General features: G+C 64.3%; 18 protein-coding genes. 13 read left to right on the top strand and 5 right to left on the bottom strand.

The genetic code is table 11. The annotated features are described in order from the left end of the window. Positions 1–292: 292 nt before the first annotated feature. From rpsF to dnaB, 5 genes are all read left to right on the top strand, one after another. Positions 293–679: a 30S ribosomal protein S6 gene (gene rpsF, locus ACK4HJ_RS06675; RefSeq protein WP_409829021.1), complete on the top strand. Its 387-nt coding sequence runs from the start codon at positions 293–295 to the stop codon at positions 677–679. Between the two features lie 15 nt (positions 680–694). Further along, positions 695–985, top strand: coding sequence for a primosomal replication protein N (gene priB, locus ACK4HJ_RS06670; protein ID WP_409829019.1), 291 nt, complete (start codon positions 695–697; stop codon positions 983–985). A gap of 17 nt (positions 986–1,002) precedes the next feature. Then, entirely contained in the window at positions 1,003–1,284 is a 282-nt protein-coding gene (rpsR, locus tag ACK4HJ_RS06665; protein WP_005795932.1) for a 30S ribosomal protein S18, read from the top strand. A gap of 12 nt (positions 1,285–1,296) precedes the next feature. Then, positions 1,297–1,749 carry a 50S ribosomal protein L9 gene (gene rplI, locus ACK4HJ_RS06660; protein ID WP_409829016.1) on the top strand — a complete coding sequence of 151 codons (453 nt, stop codon included), beginning with the start codon at positions 1,297–1,299 and terminating at the stop codon, positions 1,747–1,749. Positions 1,750–1,920: 171 nt separating this feature from the next. Then, entirely contained in the window at positions 1,921–3,333 is a 1,413-nt protein-coding gene (gene dnaB / locus ACK4HJ_RS06655) for a replicative DNA helicase (protein ID WP_409829014.1), read from the top strand. Between the two features lie 76 nt (positions 3,334–3,409). On the opposite strand, the gene ACK4HJ_RS06650 is transcribed toward dnaB, so the two are convergent. The 4 genes from ACK4HJ_RS06650 to ACK4HJ_RS06635 form a co-directional block, all read right to left on the bottom strand. Next, positions 3,410–3,796, bottom strand: a complete 387-nt coding sequence (locus ACK4HJ_RS06650) for a hypothetical protein (RefSeq protein WP_409829012.1) — start codon at positions 3,794–3,796, stop codon at positions 3,410–3,412. Between the two features lie 18 nt (positions 3,797–3,814). Continuing rightward, positions 3,815–5,635 carry a PhoH family protein gene (locus ACK4HJ_RS06645; protein WP_409829009.1) on the bottom strand — a complete coding sequence of 607 codons (1,821 nt, stop codon included), beginning with the start codon at positions 5,633–5,635 and terminating at the stop codon, positions 3,815–3,817. Between the two features lie 163 nt (positions 5,636–5,798). Then, a complete protein-coding gene (locus tag ACK4HJ_RS06640; protein WP_409829007.1) occupies positions 5,799–6,284 on the bottom strand; it encodes a peroxiredoxin in 486 nt (161 codons plus the stop codon). A gap of 204 nt (positions 6,285–6,488) precedes the next feature. Continuing rightward, positions 6,489–6,860 (bottom strand): Mth938-like domain-containing protein, encoded by a 372-nt coding sequence (locus ACK4HJ_RS06635; RefSeq protein ID WP_409829004.1) that lies wholly within the window; start codon positions 6,858–6,860, stop codon positions 6,489–6,491. A 160-nt stretch (positions 6,861–7,020) separates the two neighbouring features. On the opposite strand from ACK4HJ_RS06635, the gene ACK4HJ_RS06630 reads away from it, so the two are divergent. The 8 genes from ACK4HJ_RS06630 (at position 7,021) to moaD (ending at position 14,805) form a co-directional block, all read left to right on the top strand. After that, a complete protein-coding gene (locus ACK4HJ_RS06630; protein WP_409829002.1) occupies positions 7,021–8,271 on the top strand; it encodes a pyridoxal phosphate-dependent aminotransferase in 1,251 nt (416 codons plus the stop codon). A gap of 28 nt (positions 8,272–8,299) precedes the next feature. Beyond that, positions 8,300–9,352 (top strand): DUF1176 domain-containing protein, encoded by a 1,053-nt coding sequence (locus ACK4HJ_RS06625; RefSeq protein ID WP_409829000.1) that lies wholly within the window; start codon positions 8,300–8,302, stop codon positions 9,350–9,352. A gap of 65 nt (positions 9,353–9,417) precedes the next feature. Further along, positions 9,418–10,752 (top strand): homoserine dehydrogenase, encoded by a 1,335-nt coding sequence (locus ACK4HJ_RS06620; RefSeq protein WP_409828998.1) that lies wholly within the window; start codon positions 9,418–9,420, stop codon positions 10,750–10,752. 62 nt (positions 10,753–10,814) lie between these two features. Then, a complete protein-coding gene (locus ACK4HJ_RS06615) occupies positions 10,815–11,129 on the top strand; it encodes a response regulator (RefSeq protein ID WP_409828995.1) in 315 nt (104 codons plus the stop codon). 22 nt (positions 11,130–11,151) lie between these two features. Continuing rightward, a complete protein-coding gene (gene thrC, locus ACK4HJ_RS06610) occupies positions 11,152–12,591 on the top strand; it encodes a threonine synthase (protein ID WP_409828993.1) in 1,440 nt (479 codons plus the stop codon). A 111-nt stretch (positions 12,592–12,702) separates the two neighbouring features. After that, entirely contained in the window at positions 12,703–13,266 is a 564-nt protein-coding gene (mobB, locus tag ACK4HJ_RS06605) for a molybdopterin-guanine dinucleotide biosynthesis protein B (RefSeq protein ID WP_409828990.1), read from the top strand. Between the two features lie 67 nt (positions 13,267–13,333). Then, a complete protein-coding gene (gene glp, locus ACK4HJ_RS06600) occupies positions 13,334–14,557 on the top strand; it encodes a gephyrin-like molybdotransferase Glp (protein WP_409828988.1) in 1,224 nt (407 codons plus the stop codon). Further along, complete coding sequence (gene moaD, locus ACK4HJ_RS06595; protein WP_409828985.1) at positions 14,554–14,805, top strand: molybdopterin converting factor subunit 1; 252 nt, start codon at positions 14,554–14,556, stop codon at positions 14,803–14,805. The genes glp and moaD overlap by 4 nt, the downstream gene beginning before the upstream one ends. Here the strand turns inward: moaD and dapA are convergent. Next, positions 14,792–15,697 carry a 4-hydroxy-tetrahydrodipicolinate synthase gene (dapA, locus tag ACK4HJ_RS06590; protein ID WP_409828982.1) on the bottom strand — a complete coding sequence of 302 codons (906 nt, stop codon included), beginning with the start codon at positions 15,695–15,697 and terminating at the stop codon, positions 14,792–14,794. The two genes, moaD and dapA, sit on opposite strands and share 14 nt — an antisense overlap. Between the last annotated feature and the right edge of the window lie 176 nt (positions 15,698–15,873).

Below are 15,873 nucleotides of genomic sequence, written 5' to 3'. Positions count from 1 at the left end.
CAGCAGAAAACCGAATGAAGCTGCGGACACGCGCGGGAGTTGAGGGCAGGCTGCCGCAAATCAAGGTCTGCGCAAGGGATATGCCATTTAAGGCATGCGGGCAGAGAACATTGTTGCTTGGCATGTCGGCCCGGTCCCGCGTTTTGCAAGGGCAGGGCTGCGCTGGCGGCGCACATTCGGCAGCGCAAGGTGCCAGAGTGTACAAGCCGTGCGGGGCGGGTTATAATCGCAGGCTTTCCCTTGCCACACCACTTCTGGACGCGGTGGGTGGCTTCATCCAAAAGGAGTCTGCATGCGTCATTACGAAATCATTTTGTTGATCCATCCGGATCAAAGCGAACAAGTTCCAGCCATGCTGGAGCGTTACAAGGGCATGATCACCGCTGGCGGTGGCAAGGTGCACCGCGTGGAAGACTGGGGCCGTCGTCAACTGGCGTACCTGATCAACAAGCTGGCCAAGGCCCACTACCTGTGCGTGAACATCGAAGCCGACCAGGCTGTGATGGCTGAATTGGAGCACGCCTTCAAGTTCAACGACGCCGTGCTGCGCCACCTGACCGTGCAAAAGAAGAAGGCCGAAACTGGTCCTTCCTCCATGATGAAGACCGTGGAGCGTGAAGAAGCCCGTAAGGCCAGCCAAGCTGAATACGCAGCTGCTGGCGAGCGCGGCGAGCGCTGATCCTTCCTCTTTGGAGTGGAGAACCGCGTCGTCTTGACCGCCTGTATTGCAGAGGCCGAGCCCCTGCGCTACACGCCCGCCGGACTGCCTGCCCTCACGCTGCGCCTCGAACACGAGTCCCAGCAGACTGAAGCAGGCCACCCGCGCGACGTCAAGGCCGCCATCAAAGCCATGGCCTTCGGGGCGATGGCAGAGCGTCTGGCAAGGCAGAACATCGGAAGTCGCTGGACTTTTGAAGGATTTCTGGCCACCCCGCGCAATGGCAAGACGGCAGTGCTGCACATCCAGGATATTCAACAAAATTAATTTTCAAGGGGTCCGCAATGGCCACGTTCAAGAAGTTCAACAAAGACAAGCGCCCAAAGCGCAACACCCAGTCCCTGCTGTTCAAGCGCAAGCGCTTCTGCCGCTTCACGGTGACCGGTGTTGAAGAAATCGACTACAAGGATGTCGATACGCTGCGCGATTTCATCGCCGAAAACGGCAAGATCATCCCCGCACGCCTGACCGGCACGCGCGCCATTTTCCAGCGTCAGCTGAACACCGCCATCAAGCGCGCCCGCTTCCTGGCCCTGGTGCCTTACAGCGACCAGCACAAGATCTAAGGAGCACAACCCATGCAAATCATCCTGCTCGACAAGGTTGTGAACCTCGGCAACCTCGGCGAAATCGTCAAGGTCAAAGACGGTTACGCACGCAACTTCCTGATTCCCTCGGGCCGCGCACGCCGCGCCACCGAAGCCAACAAGGCCGAGTTCGAAGCCAAGCGCGCTGAACTTGAAAAGGCGGCTGCCGCCAAGTTGGCAGAAGCCCAGGCCCAAGGCGAGAAATTGGCCGGCACCACCGTCAAGCTGACGCAAAAGGCTGGCGTGGACGGCCGTTTGTTCGGCTCGGTGACCAACCATGACATCGCCGAAGAGCTGAACAAACAAGGTTACAAGGTGGTGAAGTCCCAAGTGCGCATGCCCAACGGCCCCATCAAGGTCGTGAGCGAAAGCACCGTGAGCGTGGCTCTGCACACTGACGTGGTGGTCGAAGTGACCGTTTCGGTCTACGGCGAAACTGCCTGATCGTCCTTCATTCAAGACTGACGATAAAGCCGCCTTCGGGCGGCTTTTTGTTTTATGTGACCGTGGTTTTGTACAAGGTTGCCCACGGGTTACTCCCGCCTTATCCACAGACTTGTGCCATGACGGCGCGCCGCACGGGCGCTAGCATGCCGGGTTAGCTCCGAGGATTCCATGTCTGCCGTTTTTCCCCCTCTTGACGATGGCTTCACGCCAGTGCCGGACCGTGATGTGGCGCAGTTGCGTGTGCCCCCGCATTCCATCGAGGCCGAATCCAGCGTGTTGGGCGGGCTGCTGCTGGACAACAACGCCTGGGACCGCGTGGGGGACCTGCTGGTGGAAAGCCACTTCTACCGGCACGAGCACCAGATGATCTTCACGGCCATCGGAGCACTGATCAATGCCAGCAAGCCTGCGGACGTGATCACAGTGTTCGAGCACCTCACCAACCTGGGGAAGGCGCAGGAAACGGGCGGGCTGACTTACCTGAACAATCTCGCGCAGTATGTGCCGAGCGCCAGCAACATCCGCCGGTACGCCGAGATCGTGCGCGAGCGGGCTATCTTGCGCAAACTCGTCACCGCCAGCGACGATATTTCCACCAACGCCTTCAATCCGCAGGGCAAGACGGTGGAGCGGATACTGGACGAGGCCGAGGCCAAGATCTTTGCCATTGGCGAGGAAGGATCGCGCACCAAGCAGGGTTTCCAGTCGCTCGACACGCTGGTCATCGACCTGCTCGACAAAGTGCAGGAAATGGCGGACAACCCGGTGGATGTGACCGGCATTCCCACCGGCTTTGCCGACTTGGACCGCATGACCTCGGGCCTGCAGGCCGGCGACATGATCGTGCTGGCCGCGCGCCCCTCCATGGGCAAGACCTCGTTCGCCGTGAACATCGCCGAGCATGTGGCGCTCAACGAAGGGCTGCCGGTTGCCATCTTCTCGATGGAAATGGGGGCCGCCCAGCTCGCGGTGCGTATCGTGGGCTCCATCGGCCGCGTGAACCAAGGGCATTTGCGTACCGGTCAGCTCACCGACGATGAATGGCCGCGCCTGACTGAAGCCATCGAAAAGCTGCGCACGGTGTCGCTGCACATCGACGAGACGCCGGGCCTCACTCCCAGCGAGCTACGCGCCAACGCGCGCCGCCTGGCGCGCCAGTGCGGCAAGCTGGGCCTGATCGTGGTGGACTACCTGCAGCTCATGAGCGGCTCGGGCAGCAGTGGCAGCGACAACCGTGCCACCGAGCTGGGCGAAATCTCCCGGGGCCTCAAGATGCTGGCCAAGGAGCTGCAGTGCCCAGTGATCGCGCTGTCGCAGCTCAACCGCTCGGTGGAGCAGCGCACCGACAAGCGCCCCATGATGTCCGACCTCCGCGAGTCCGGCGCCATCGAGCAGGACGCGGACATCATCATGTTCATCTATCGTGATGACTACTACAACAAAGACTCCAAGGAGCCCAACGTGGCAGAGGTCATCATCGGCAAGCAGCGGAACGGCCCCACGGGCACGGTCAAGCTGTTCTTCCAGAAGAACCAGACGCGCTTTGAGAACCTGGCGATGGGGTCTGGCGACGACTTTTAAGCATAAAAATAGCTGCTAGCGTTTACTGAATAAGCGCTAGCAGCTATCAATACAGTAGCGGGCGGCGTTGTGACGATCAGGCTTGGCGCAGCACCCACACCCCCAGAGCTGCGCAGGCCATGCCCAGCACCCACATGGCCACCGACAGGCGCTGGGAGCGCTTTCGAAGGGCTTCCACCGCGCGCACTACCACCGCGTTCTGCTCGGCCAACGACTCGATGAGCGCCGCAGAATCGCGCTGCTCCTGCTCCAACTGCGCCACCCGCTGTGTCAGCGCTTGGATCTGCGCCTCCACCGGCGTGGCGGCCGCATCACCAGCGTTTGCCAGTGCGCCTGCAGCTGGGTCGGCGCCACCGGCGCGAGTCTTGCCCATCAGCTTCTTGGCGGCATTCAGGATCTGGGGCGTAGCCTCGATGACATCGCCCCAGGGCACCAGTTTCAGCGCGGTGAGCCACACGGCCATGGTTAGGTGCCTCCCGGGTCAGAGCACTTCGCTGGCGAAGTCCGCCAGGCGCGAACGCTCGCCGCGTGCCAGGGTGATGTGGCCGCTGTGCGGCCATCCCTTGAAGCGGTCCACGGCATACGTCAAGCCGGAAGAGCCCTCGGTCAGGTACGGCGTATCGATCTGCGCCAGGTTGCCCATGCAGATGATCTTGGTGCCCGGGCCTGCGCGTGTGATCAACGTCTTCATCTGCTTGGGCGTCAGATTCTGCGCTTCGTCGATGATCACGTATTTGTTCAGGAAGGTGCGCCCACGCATGAAGTTCATGCTCTTGATCTTGATGCGGCTGCGGATCAGCTCGTTGGTGGCCGCACGGCCCCACTCGCCGGCATTGCCACCATCGCCCTTGGCTAAAAACTCCAGGTTGTCGTCCAGCGCGCCCATCCATGGGCCCATCTTTTCTTCTTCAGTGCCGGGTAAAAAGCCGATGTCTTCGCCCACGCTCACGGTGGCGCGCGTCATGATGATTTCGGTGTAGCGCCGCTCGTCCAGCACCTGCGTCAGGCCGGCGGCCAGGGCCAACAGGGTTTTGCCGGTGCCGGCCGTGCCGGTCAGCGTGACGAAGTCGATCTCCGGGTCCATGAGCAGGTTCATGGCGTAGTTCTGCTCGCGGTTGCGCGTGGTCACGCCCCATACGGCGTTCTTGGTGGAGCCGTAGTCCTTGAGGGTCTGCAGCACGGCCGTCTTTTCGCGGATCTCGCTCACGCGCGCAAACAGGCTGGGCTCGCCAGGGGCCTCGAAATAGACGAACTGGTTGATCATCAACTGCGGCACGATGGGGCCGCCGATGCGGTAGTACGTGTGCGCGCCGCTTTGCCAGCTTTCCACGTTCTTGCCGGTCTTCGCCCAGAAGTCGGGCGGCAGGGCCATCACGCCGGCGTAGAGCAGGTCACCGTCTTCCAGGGTCTTGTCGTTCTGGTAGTCCTCGGCCGAGAGGCCCAGGGCCCGCGCCTTCACGCGCATGTTGATGTCCTTCGACACCAGCACCACCTCGCGAGGCGCGTGCAGCTTGGACAGGGCCTCCAGCACCCCCAGGATCTGGTTGTCGGCCTTTCCGGGCGGCAGACTGGTGGGCAGGCTGTAGTTCAGCGGCGCGGTCTGGAAGTACAGGCAGCCGGCTGCCGCCTTCTGGCCCGTGGCATCCAGCCGCAGACCGCGTGCCATGTCAGCGCCCTGTGTAGCCACGAGCGCGTCCAGCGTGCGGCTGGCCTGGCGGCCATTGCGCGCCACTTCGGTCATGCCCTTCTTGTGGCCGTCCAGCTCTTCCAGCACGATCATGGGCAGGAAGATGTCGTGTTCCTCAAAGCGGAACAGGCTGGAGGGGTCGTGCAGCAGCACGTTGGTGTCCAGCACAAACAGCTTGGTGGGGGGGCCCTGGGGGCGCGTGCGTTTGCTGTTGCTGCTACCGCTGGCGCGGCTGGGTGCTGGGGCAGCTGCTGTTGCAGGTGCAGCGGCCACAGCGGTGGGTTTGGCAGTCGTGCTGCGGCGGCTGGTGGTGCCGCGGGCCGTGAGCGCGTCGGCGGTGGCAACTGCACGGCCGCGTGCTACCGGGGTCGGCTCGGCGGCACGGGCGCGGGTTTCGACCTGCACCAGCGGGGCCGCAACGGCGGTAGGGGCCTGCGTCAATGCGCTGGACGTTGTTCTGCGGCTGCTGCGGTTGGCAGCGGGTGCATTCAGTGGAATCACCGAATCATCTGCATCGCCGGCGGACAGCGATGTGGCGCGGGGTGGCGCGGTGATCTCAAAGGCTTCTGGGGCGAGGAGCGCGGCGCGCCGGCTGGGGGCGGGGGGCAGGGGCATGGTGGCAGGGCCTCGGTCAAGGATGTTCAGAAAGCAAAAAGCCGCCTGGAGGCCAAGGCGGCTTTTTCGGGGGAAGCAAGCGTTGCGCAAACCTGGGACATCGGCCCATTATGCCTACTCCAGATGACCGTCCGGCCAAAAGGAGTGGAGGGCCCAAGCCGGCTCAGGCAGCCTTCTTCAAGGCCTTAATGGACTTGACGGCCTTGAGCACGTCGTCCACGTGGCCGGGCACCTTGAGGCCACGCCACTCTTGCAGCAGCACACCATCAGGGCCGATAAGGAAAGTGCTGCGCTCGATACCCTTTACCTTCTTGCCGTACATGATCTTGTTCTTGACCACGCCAAACATGTGGCACATCTTTTCTTCGGTGTCGGCAATCAACTCAAAGGGCAGTTCCAACTTTTCCTTGAAGTCGTCGTGCGACTTCATGTTGTCGCGCGAGACGCCGAACACTGCGGCGCCAGCTTTCACGAAATCCTTGTACTTGTCGCGGAACTGCATGGCCTCCGTGGTGCAGCCGGGCGTGTTGTCCTTGGGATAGAAGTACAGAACCAGAACCTGGCCAAGGTGCGAGGTGTTGGAGACCTTCAGGCCGCCGGTCGCGTTGGCTTCAAATTCGGGGAGGGGTTTGTTGACAACGATCGCCATAACACTTCAATCTCTCAGGATGTAGTCGTTGGTAAGCCGGGGGAGCGGGTGTGTTATTGCTCTTGGAAGTGCCCCCGACCGCAACCGGAGATTTTACCCCGAAATCGTTCCTCGGCCAAATGTAAGACAGTGTGTCTAGCCCTCTGGCCGAGGGATCGGGTGCCCGTGCGCAATCGTTTTACGACGGCGGGAACTGGGGGCGTGTTAACGCTCCAGAATCAGCGCCGCCACCACATTGCGGCCCTCGCTGGCCAGGATGTTGTAGGTGCGGCAGGCTGCGGCCGTGTCCATGGCTTCCAGGCCCATCCGCCGCGCCATCAGAGGGGCGAGCCAGGCCGGCGGCGGAAACCGGTTGCGGCTGCCGCTGCCGAAGATCACCAGTTCGGCCTCCAGCGTGGCCAGTTCAGCAAAGTGCTCTGGCCCCAAGTCCTCAAACCGCGCGGGCGCCCAGGCTTGCCGCAGGCCGGCCGAGCCGATGATGACGCTGTGGGTGATCCGGTCCGCGTCTACACCGATCCATCCGGGGCCGTAGCCGCTGATGGTCTGTGCGCTGGATCGGTCGGGTTGGAATTTCATGGCGGCGGGGTGGTTGTGGGCTCTGCCGAAGGCATTGGTTCTTGGCCTGCAAGCCCGGTGAGGGGCCAAAGGGCGCGGGTGAACTGTGGTCAAATTATAGGTTTCGCCCCAGCATCCCTTGCGGGGCCGCCCCCTGACCCCACTGCACACCCGTCAGCGCATGAAAACCGTCCAGAAATCAGCCAAGCTCGCCAACGTCTGCTACGACATCCGGGGGCCCATCATGGACGCGGCCAAGAAGATGGAGGAAGACGGGCACAAGATCATCAAGCTCAACATCGGCAACTTGGCGGTGTTCGGTTTCGACGCGCCGGAAGAGATCCAGCTGGACATGATCCGCAACCTGCCCAACTCGGCGGGTTACTCCGACAGCAAGGGCATCTTCGCCGCGCGCAAGGCCGTGATGCACGAGACGCAGAAGCAAGGGATCAAGGGCGTGATGCTGGACGACATCTATTTGGGCAACGGGGCCAGCGAACTCATCGTGATGGCCACCAACGCCCTGCTGGACAACGGCGACGAGCTGCTGCTGCCTTCGCCCGACTACCCGCTGTGGACGGCGGCGGCCAGCCTCTCGGGCGGCACGCCCGTGCACTACCTGTGCGATGAGGCCAATGGCTGGATGCCCGACCTGGCCGACATCCGCTCCAAGATATCGCCCCGCACCAAGGGCATCGTGGTCATCAACCCCAACAATCCCACGGGCGCGCTGTACTCGGATGAGCTGCTCAAGGGCATCATCGCCATCGCGCGCGAACACGGCCTCGTGATCTTTGCCGACGAGGTCTATGACAAGGTTCTGTACGACGGCGCCAAGCACACGGCCATCGCATCGTTGAGCGAGGATGTGCTCACGCTCACCTTCAACTCGCTGTCCAAGAGCTATCGCTCCTGCGGCTACCGTGCGGGCTGGCTGGTGGTGTCGGGCGACAAGAAGGCCGCCAAGGACTACATCGAGGGCCTGAACATGCTCTCCAACATGCGCCTGTGCGCCAACGTGCCCGGCCAGTGGGCTGTGCAGACGGCGCTGGGCGGCTACCAGAGCATCAACGAACTGGTGGGTGAGGGCGGCCGGTTGCGCAAGCAGCGTGACCTGGCCTACGAGCTGATCACCGCCATCCCTGGAGTGACCTGTGTGAAGCCGCAGGCGGCGCTGTACATGTTCCCGCGCCTGGACCCGGCCGTGTACCCCATCGAAGACGACCAGCAGTTCTTTCTGGAACTGCTGCAGGAGACTAAGGTGATGCTGGTGCAGGGCACAGGCTTCAACTGGTCGGCACCCGACCACTTCCGCATCGTGTTCCTGCCGCACGAAGACGACCTGCGCGACGCCATTGGTCGTGTGGCGAAGTTCCTGGAGCAGTACCGCAAGCGCCGGCAGGCCTCGGCGCCGGCTGCGCTCGCGGCCTGAGCCCGTCGCTGCCGCAAGAGACCGCCCCATGCGCATGTACCGTGTGACCCACCATTCAGGGGCACGCCTGGCGTGCCTGTGGGGTGCGCTGGTGGCAGTCGCCGCAGGCCTGGTGCCGGTGCACGCGGCGGACGACCATAAGGACCAGGACAAGGCTTCCCTCAGCTTCCAGCACAAGGACTGGGCCCTGCAGTGTGACAACACCCGCACGTGCCGCGCCGTGGGTTACCAGGCCGAGGGCGGCGATTCCGAGCCCGTGTCCGTGCTGCTGACCCGCGATGCCGGCCCGGACACGCCGGTCCAGGTGGAACTGCAGGTCTATTCCGAAAAGGCCAGTCCCGCGGTCCTGCAGATCAAGGTGGGCTCTTTTGTATTGGGTGGCCTGAAGGGCAATGCGCCGCGCGTGTCGCCGGGCCAGGTGCCGCGGCTGCTGCAGGAACTGCTCAAGAACAACGAGGCGACTGTCTCGGCCGGCAAGGACCAGTGGACGCTGTCGCTGGCGGGCGCCCATGCGGTGCTGCTCAAGATGGACGAGGCCCAGGGCCGTGTAGGCACGCCTGGTGCGCTGGTGCGCCGGGGTTCGCGGCCAGAAGCATCGGTGCTGCCACCTCTGCCGGCGCCAGCGGTCAAGGCCGTGGCGCCGGTGCCCACGCGCAAGGGCGATGCCGCGCTGGCCAAGCCTCTTCTGGCGGCACTGGACCGCGCCAGCGCCGAAGGGCAGTGCAATGGCGACGACGCTTTCAACCCGGCCAATGTCCAGGTCCACCGACTGACCGACCGCAAGGTGCTTCTGTCCGTGCCCTGTGGCATGGGGGCCTACAACTTCAGCAGCCTGCTGTGGATCGCCAACGACCGGCCCCCGTACCAGCCCGAGCCGCTGCGCGACGTGGACGGGGAGTTCGACTCCGCCACCGGCAGAGTGCATTCCGCGATGAAGGGGCGAGGCATTGGCGACTGCTGGTGGACGCGCGAGTGGCAGTTTGACGGGCACGTGTTCGTACGGGCCCGTGAGGCGGGCGACAGCATGTGCCGCGGTTTTGCCGGCGGCGCTTGGCAATTGCCTTCCCACGTCACACGGTGATGGCGGCTGCGCCCTGATCGATTTTCAATCTCCTCCATTTCTCACTTTTTCTCTCGATTGTTGTTATGAAACCCATCCAAGTAGGCCTTCTGGGCATCGGCACCGTCGGCAGCGGCGTGTTCAACGTGCTGCGTCGCAACCAGGAAGAGATCCGACGCCGCGCAGGCCGCGGCATTGAGATCGCCATGGTGGCCGACCTGGATGTGGAGCGCGCCAGGAGCGTGGTGGGCGACGGCGTGCAGGTGGTCAACGACGCCCGCGCCATCATCGCCAACCCCGAGATCGACATCGTGGTCGAGCTCATTGGCGGCTACGGCATTGCGCGGGGCCTGGTGCTGGAGGCAATTGCCGCCGGCAAGCACGTGGTCACTGCCAACAAGGCCCTGCTGGCCGTGCATGGCACCGAGATCTTTGCCGCCGCGTCAGCCAAGGGCGTGATGGTGGCGTTCGAGGCCGCCGTGGCCGGCGGCATCCCCATCATCAAGGCGCTGCGCGAAGGCCTCACCGCCAACCGTATCCAGTGGATCGCCGGCATCATCAACGGCACCACCAACTTCATCCTGTCCGAGATGCGCAGCAAGGGCCTGGACTTTGACGTGGTGCTCAAAGAAGCGCAACGCCTGGGCTACGCCGAGGCCGACCCGACCTTCGACATCGAAGGCGTGGACGCCGCCCACAAGGCCACGATCATGAGCGCCATTGCCTTTGGCATCCCGGTGCAGTTCGACAAGGCTTATGTGGAAGGCATCACCAAGCTCTCCGCCGCCGACATCAAGTACGCCGAGCAACTGGGCTACCGCATCAAGCTGTTGGGCATTACCAAGCGTGCTGAAAAGGGCGTGGAGCTGCGCGTGCACCCCAGCCTCGTGCCCGCCAAGCGCCTGATCGCCAACGTGGAAGGCGCCATGAACGCCGTCGTGGTGCAGGCCGATGCCGTGGGCACCACGCTCTACTATGGCAAGGGCGCGGGCAGTGAGCCCACGGCCAGCGCGGTGATTGCCGACCTGGTGGACATCGCCCGCCTGCACACGGCCGACCCCGAGCACCGTGTGCCGCACCTGGCCTTCCAGCCGAATACGCTCAGCGACGCCATGGACGCGCTGCCGGTGTTGCCCATGAGCGAAATCGTGACCAGCTACTACTTGCGCCTGCGTGTGGCTGATCAGGCTGGCGTGCTGGCCAAGGTCACGGGCCTGCTGGCCGAGGCCGGGGTGAGCATCGATGCGGTGCTGCAGCGCGAGGCCGACGAGGTGGGGGGTGAAGGTTCCACGCAAACCGACCTCATCATCCTGACCCACGACACGCGCGAAGGCACCATGGACGCCGTCATCGCGCAGATGCAGGCCCTGCCCACGGTGCTGGCGCCTATCACGCGCATCCGCAAGGAAGAGCTGAACTGACGATGATGACGATGAAGCTGCCGACGCCCGGCGCCGCCGCGTGATGATCAAGCCCCACCGCCATGCCTACGCTGGTCGCTGCGCTCACGCTGGCGGCGCTGCTCAAGATGGCCCATCTGGATATGCCGCGCTGGCATCTGGCCTTCTGGTTTGGCGTGCTCATCACGCTGGCGCTGTTCCAGTCCATGCCGCGTGGGGAGGCCATCCTCAACGGCGTGGGCAGCTTTCTGGCAGGCTGGCTGTACTTCGTGCTGCTGGAGCGCACGGACAATTACGAGGACAAGCCACTGTACTGGCTGATCCTGATCGGCGGCTTTCTGCTGCTGATCGCCTCACGTTTTTACCTTGATATCCGTGTGTACGGCATCAGTCTTTGAGCGACACCGACGGGACCCCCTCATGAAATACCTCAGCACACGCGGCCACGCAGACCGCAAACAGTTCTGCGACATCCTGCTCGAAGGCCTGGCGCCCGATGGCGGCCTGTACCTGCCCGAGCACTACCCGCAGGTGGATGCCGCCATGCTCACGCGCCTGCGCAAGGCTTATCACGAGCAGGGCTACGCCGAACTGGCGTTCCAGATCCTGTCGCTGTACATCGACGACATCCCGGCCGCCGACCTGAAAGCCCTGTGCGCCAAGACGTACACCGCCGAGGTGTTCGGCACCGGCGAGATCGTGCCCCTGCGCCACCTTGAAGACGGCTTGTGGCTCGAAGCCCTGTCCAACGGCCCCACGCTGGCCTTCAAGGACATGGCCATGCAGTTGCTGGGCAACCTGTTCGAATACGAACTGGGCCGCCGCGGCGCCGAGTTGAACATCCTGGGCGCCACCAGCGGCGACACTGGCAGCGCGGCTGAATACGCCATGCGCGGCAAGAAGGGCATCCGCGTGTTCATGACCAGCCCGCACGGCCGCATGAGCCCCTTTCAGCAGGCGCAGATGTTCAGCCTGCAGGATGAGAACATCCACAACATCGCCATTGAAGGGGTGTTCGACGACTGCCAGGACATTGTCAAGGCCGTGAGCAACGACTTGGCCTTCAAGCGCAAGTACAAGATCGGCACCGTCAACTCCATCAACTGGGCGCGCCTGCTGGCGCAGGTGGTGTACTACTTTGCAGGCTACATCCAGGCCACCGAGACCAACGACCAGAAGGTCAGCTTCACAGTTCCCAGCGGCAACTTCGGCAACGTGTGTGCCGGCCACGTGGCCCGCATGATGGGCCTGCCGATTGACAAGCTGGTGGTGGCCACCAACGAGAACGACGTGCTCGACGAGTTCTTCCGCACCGGCGTGTACCGCGTGCGCGGCAGTGCGGACACGCACGAGACGTCCAGCCCCTCTATGGACATCAGCAAGGCCAGCAACTTCGAGCGCTTTGTGTTCGACCTGCTGGGCCGCGATAGTGCCAAGACGAAGGCGCTGTTCGGCGATGCGCTGGCCAAGGACGGTCAGTTCGACCTGAGCGGCGACCCGCGTTTTGCCGACGCAGCGGGCAAGTACGGTTTTGAAAGCGGCAAGAGTACGCACGCCGATCGCCTGGCCACCATCAAGGACAACTACCAGCGCCACGGCGTCACCATTGACACCCACACGGCCGACGGCGTGAAGGTGGCGCTGGAGCACCGCGGCGACGCGAACGTACCCATGATCGTGCTGGAGACGGCGCTGCCCATCAAGTTCGCTTCCACCATCGTGGAGGCGCTGGGCCACGCGCCCGACCGGCCCGAAAAGTTTGCGGGCATCGAAGATCTGCCCAAGCGGGTGCAGGTGATGCCGGCCGACGTGGTGCTGGTGAAGGCCTATATCGAACGCAACTGCGGGCCTGCGGCCTAGGCTGGTGCCGCCCTTCGGGTGCAGAGTTTTGAATAAAAAATGCCCTTAGCGCTTTTCTGGTAAGCGCTGGCAGCTATAAATTAAATAGCATCGCTATACAAGGAGCATCGGATGAAGGTTGTCGGTTTTGCCGGTTTCTCCGGCAGTGGCAAGACCACGCTCGTGGAGCAGTTGATCCCCGAGCTGCGGCTGCGGGGCCTGCGTGTGTCGGTGGTCAAGCACGCCCACCACAGCTTTGACATCGACCACCCGGGCAAGGACACCTACCGGCACCGCGAGGCCGGAGCGTTTGAAGTGGTAGCTGCGTCGGACAAGCGCCTGATGCTGGTGCGCGAGTTCGAACAGCCCGCCACGCTCAGCGTGCACCACCTGCTGGCTGAGCTGTACCAGGGCGTGGACTGGGTGCTGGTGGAGGGCTTCAAGGACAGCGACCTGCTCAAGGTGGAAGTGTGGCGCGCGCCCGAGCCCGGCCAGGTGGCCAAGCCCGTGCGCTATCCCGACGACGACTTTGTGGCCGCCGTGGCCACCGATGCACCCACCCAGCTGCCTGTGCCGACCCAGTTGCCCTTGCTGAACCTGAACGCGCCTTCGCAAGTGGTGGACTGGCTGATCCAGTACGAGCACCGCTTCGAATACAACTGGGAACTGCACGGAGGCTTGCTGCCGTCGGCTTAGCGGCGATGCCTTGGGCCTCAGGGTCGCCGCGCGTCTGTTCCCTTTGCACAACCGTACCCGCATCAGCATGAAAAAACAGCCCCTCAAGCCCCTGGACGACGCCCTGGCCGAGCTGCTGGCCCTGGCCGCGCCGCTGCCGGGCACCGACACCGTGGCCACTTTCGACGCCGATGGCCGCGTGCTGGTGCAGGACTGCATCTCTGCCCTGCACGTGCCCCCGCAGGACAACAGCTCCATGGACGGCTACGCCGTGCGCTGCGCCGACATTGCCGCACCCGGAACGGTGCTGCCCGTGTCGCAGCGCATTGCCGCTGGCAGCGCAGGCGAGCCGCTGGTTGTCGGAACGGCCGCGCGCATTTTCACCGGCGCGCCGGTCCCTGCAGGGGCCGATGCCATCCTGATGCAGGAAGACTGCGAGGCCGTGGAGCCCGGCAGCGTGCGCCTCAACGCCGTGCCCCAGCCGGGCCAGTGGATCCGCCGCGCGGGCGAAGACATCACCCGTGGCGCCGTGGTGCTGGCTGCCGGCACGCGCCTGTCCCCCGCCGAGCTGGGTCTGGCCGCCAGCATCGGCCTGCACCTGCTGCCCGTGGCACGCCGCCCGCGCGTGGCGTTGTTTTCCACTGGCGACGAACTGGTCATGCCCGGTGAAGTGCCGCCCGATCAGATGCGGCCCGGCGCCATCTACAACAGCAACCGCTTCTTTTTGCGCGCCATGCTGCTGCGCTTGGGCTGCGAGGTGACGGACTTCGGCATCGTGCCCGACCGGCGCGAGGCCACCATCGCCGCGCTGCGCGACGCCAGCAGCGCGCACGACCTGATCCTGACCAGCGGCGGCGTGAGCGTGGGCGAGGAAGACCACATCAAGCCCGCCGTCGAATCGCTGGGCCGCCTGGACCTGTGGCAGATCGCCATGAAGCCGGGCAAGCCGTTTGCCTACGGCACGGTGGGCAATGCGCATTTCATGGGGCTGCCGGGCAACCCGGTGTCGAGCTTCCTCTCCTTCGCGCTTTTGGTGCGGCCGTTCGTACTGCGCCTGCAAGGGGTGCAGGAGGTTGCTCCTAAATCAATAGCTGTCACCGCTCGATTTGATTGGCCTAGAGCCGATAAACGCCGTGAATTTCTGCGCGTGCGGCGCCATCCACAAGGAGGCCTGGAGCTGTTCAGCAACCAAAGCTCGGGCGTGCTCACATCCGCCGCCTGGGGTGACGGCGTGGTGGACAACCCGGCCGGCCAGACCATCGCGGCGGGTGACACCGTGCAGTACATCGCCTTCTCGGACCTCATTTCATGAAGATCACCGTCCGCTACTTCGCCTCCATCCGCGAGGCCATCGGCCAGGGCAGCGAGGCACTGGACACCAGCGCCGCCACCCTGGGTGCGCTGCGCGACGAACTCATCGCCAGCGGCGGTGCGCATGCCACCAGCCTGGCGCGCGGCAAGGCGGTGCGCATGGCGCTCAACCAGACCCTGAGTGACGAATCCGCCACCCTGGCCGATGGGGCCGAGGTGGCGTTCTTCCCGCCGGTCACGGGCGGCTGATCCCCGGCAAGGCCCCGAGGCGTTGGATCAGCGCCTGCGAGGCCGGCATCATCGGCGCGCGCAATTCGTTGCGCATCCATCCCGCCTGCGCCAGCACGGCCTTGAGCGGGGCGGGGTTGGGCTCGGCAAAACACATCTCTACCCAGGGCAACAGGGCCTGCCACGCACGGCGGGCCTCGGCCAGTTGCCCCCCACGCAGCAGCACCATCAGCTCCAAGAATTCCGGTGCCCGCCAGTGCGCGCTGGCGGCGATGGCGCCCGTGCCGCCCAGGGCCAGGGTGGCGAACATCTGCGCGTCTTCGCCCGCCAGCACCGCCAGGCGGCCATCGGCGATCAGCGCCTGCGTCTTGGCCGGGCTGCCGCCGCAGTCCTTGATGGCGCGGATGCGCGGGTGGGCCGCCAGCGCCAGCAGCGTCTCGGTGGCCAGCGTGGCGCCCGTGCGGTAGGGGATGTCGTAAATGACGAGCGGCACTTGGCTCGCATCGGCCAGCGTGCGGAACCAGTGCAGCAGGCCGTCCTGCCCTGGGCGGATGTAGTGCGGTGCGGGCACCAGCAGGCCGGCCAGCGGGCAGCGCGCCAGCGTCTGCACCCACTCCACCGTCTGCCCGAGGTGGTAGCCAGACAGGCCCATCACCACCGGCAGCCCCTGGGCAGCGCCGAGCACCGTTTCCAGCACGGCCAGCTGCTCGGCTTTGTCCAGCGCCGCTGCCTCGCCGGTGGAGCCGCAGGCCACAAAGCCCGAGACACCCTGCTGCGCGAGAGTGCCGGTCATCTTGGCGAGGGTTGGGTGGTCGATGGCGCCGTCACGGAAGGGCGTGACGAGGGGAATCCATAGCCCGCTGAAAACGGTGTCAACGGCGGCGTCGGTGGACTGCGAGAACGAAGAAGGCATGCGAAACACTCCACGGAGATTCGACCGCAAGGAAGAACCGTCCAGGGTGTGCGCGCGGAAAACCAGGAATCAACAAAGAAGGGTTGTGTGCCAAGGGTTCCGTCGCTCATCCGGGACGGAACCACGCAGCTCCGGTCAGATGAGCTGGGGTTTTTTGGCTTTGGTGGTGATGACCG

The sequence above is a fragment of the Acidovorax sp. genome, from assembly GCF_046294525.1.
Lineage (GTDB): Bacteria > Pseudomonadota > Gammaproteobacteria > Burkholderiales > Burkholderiaceae_C > Acidovorax.
This window is presented reverse-complemented; position numbering and strand designations above follow the sequence as displayed.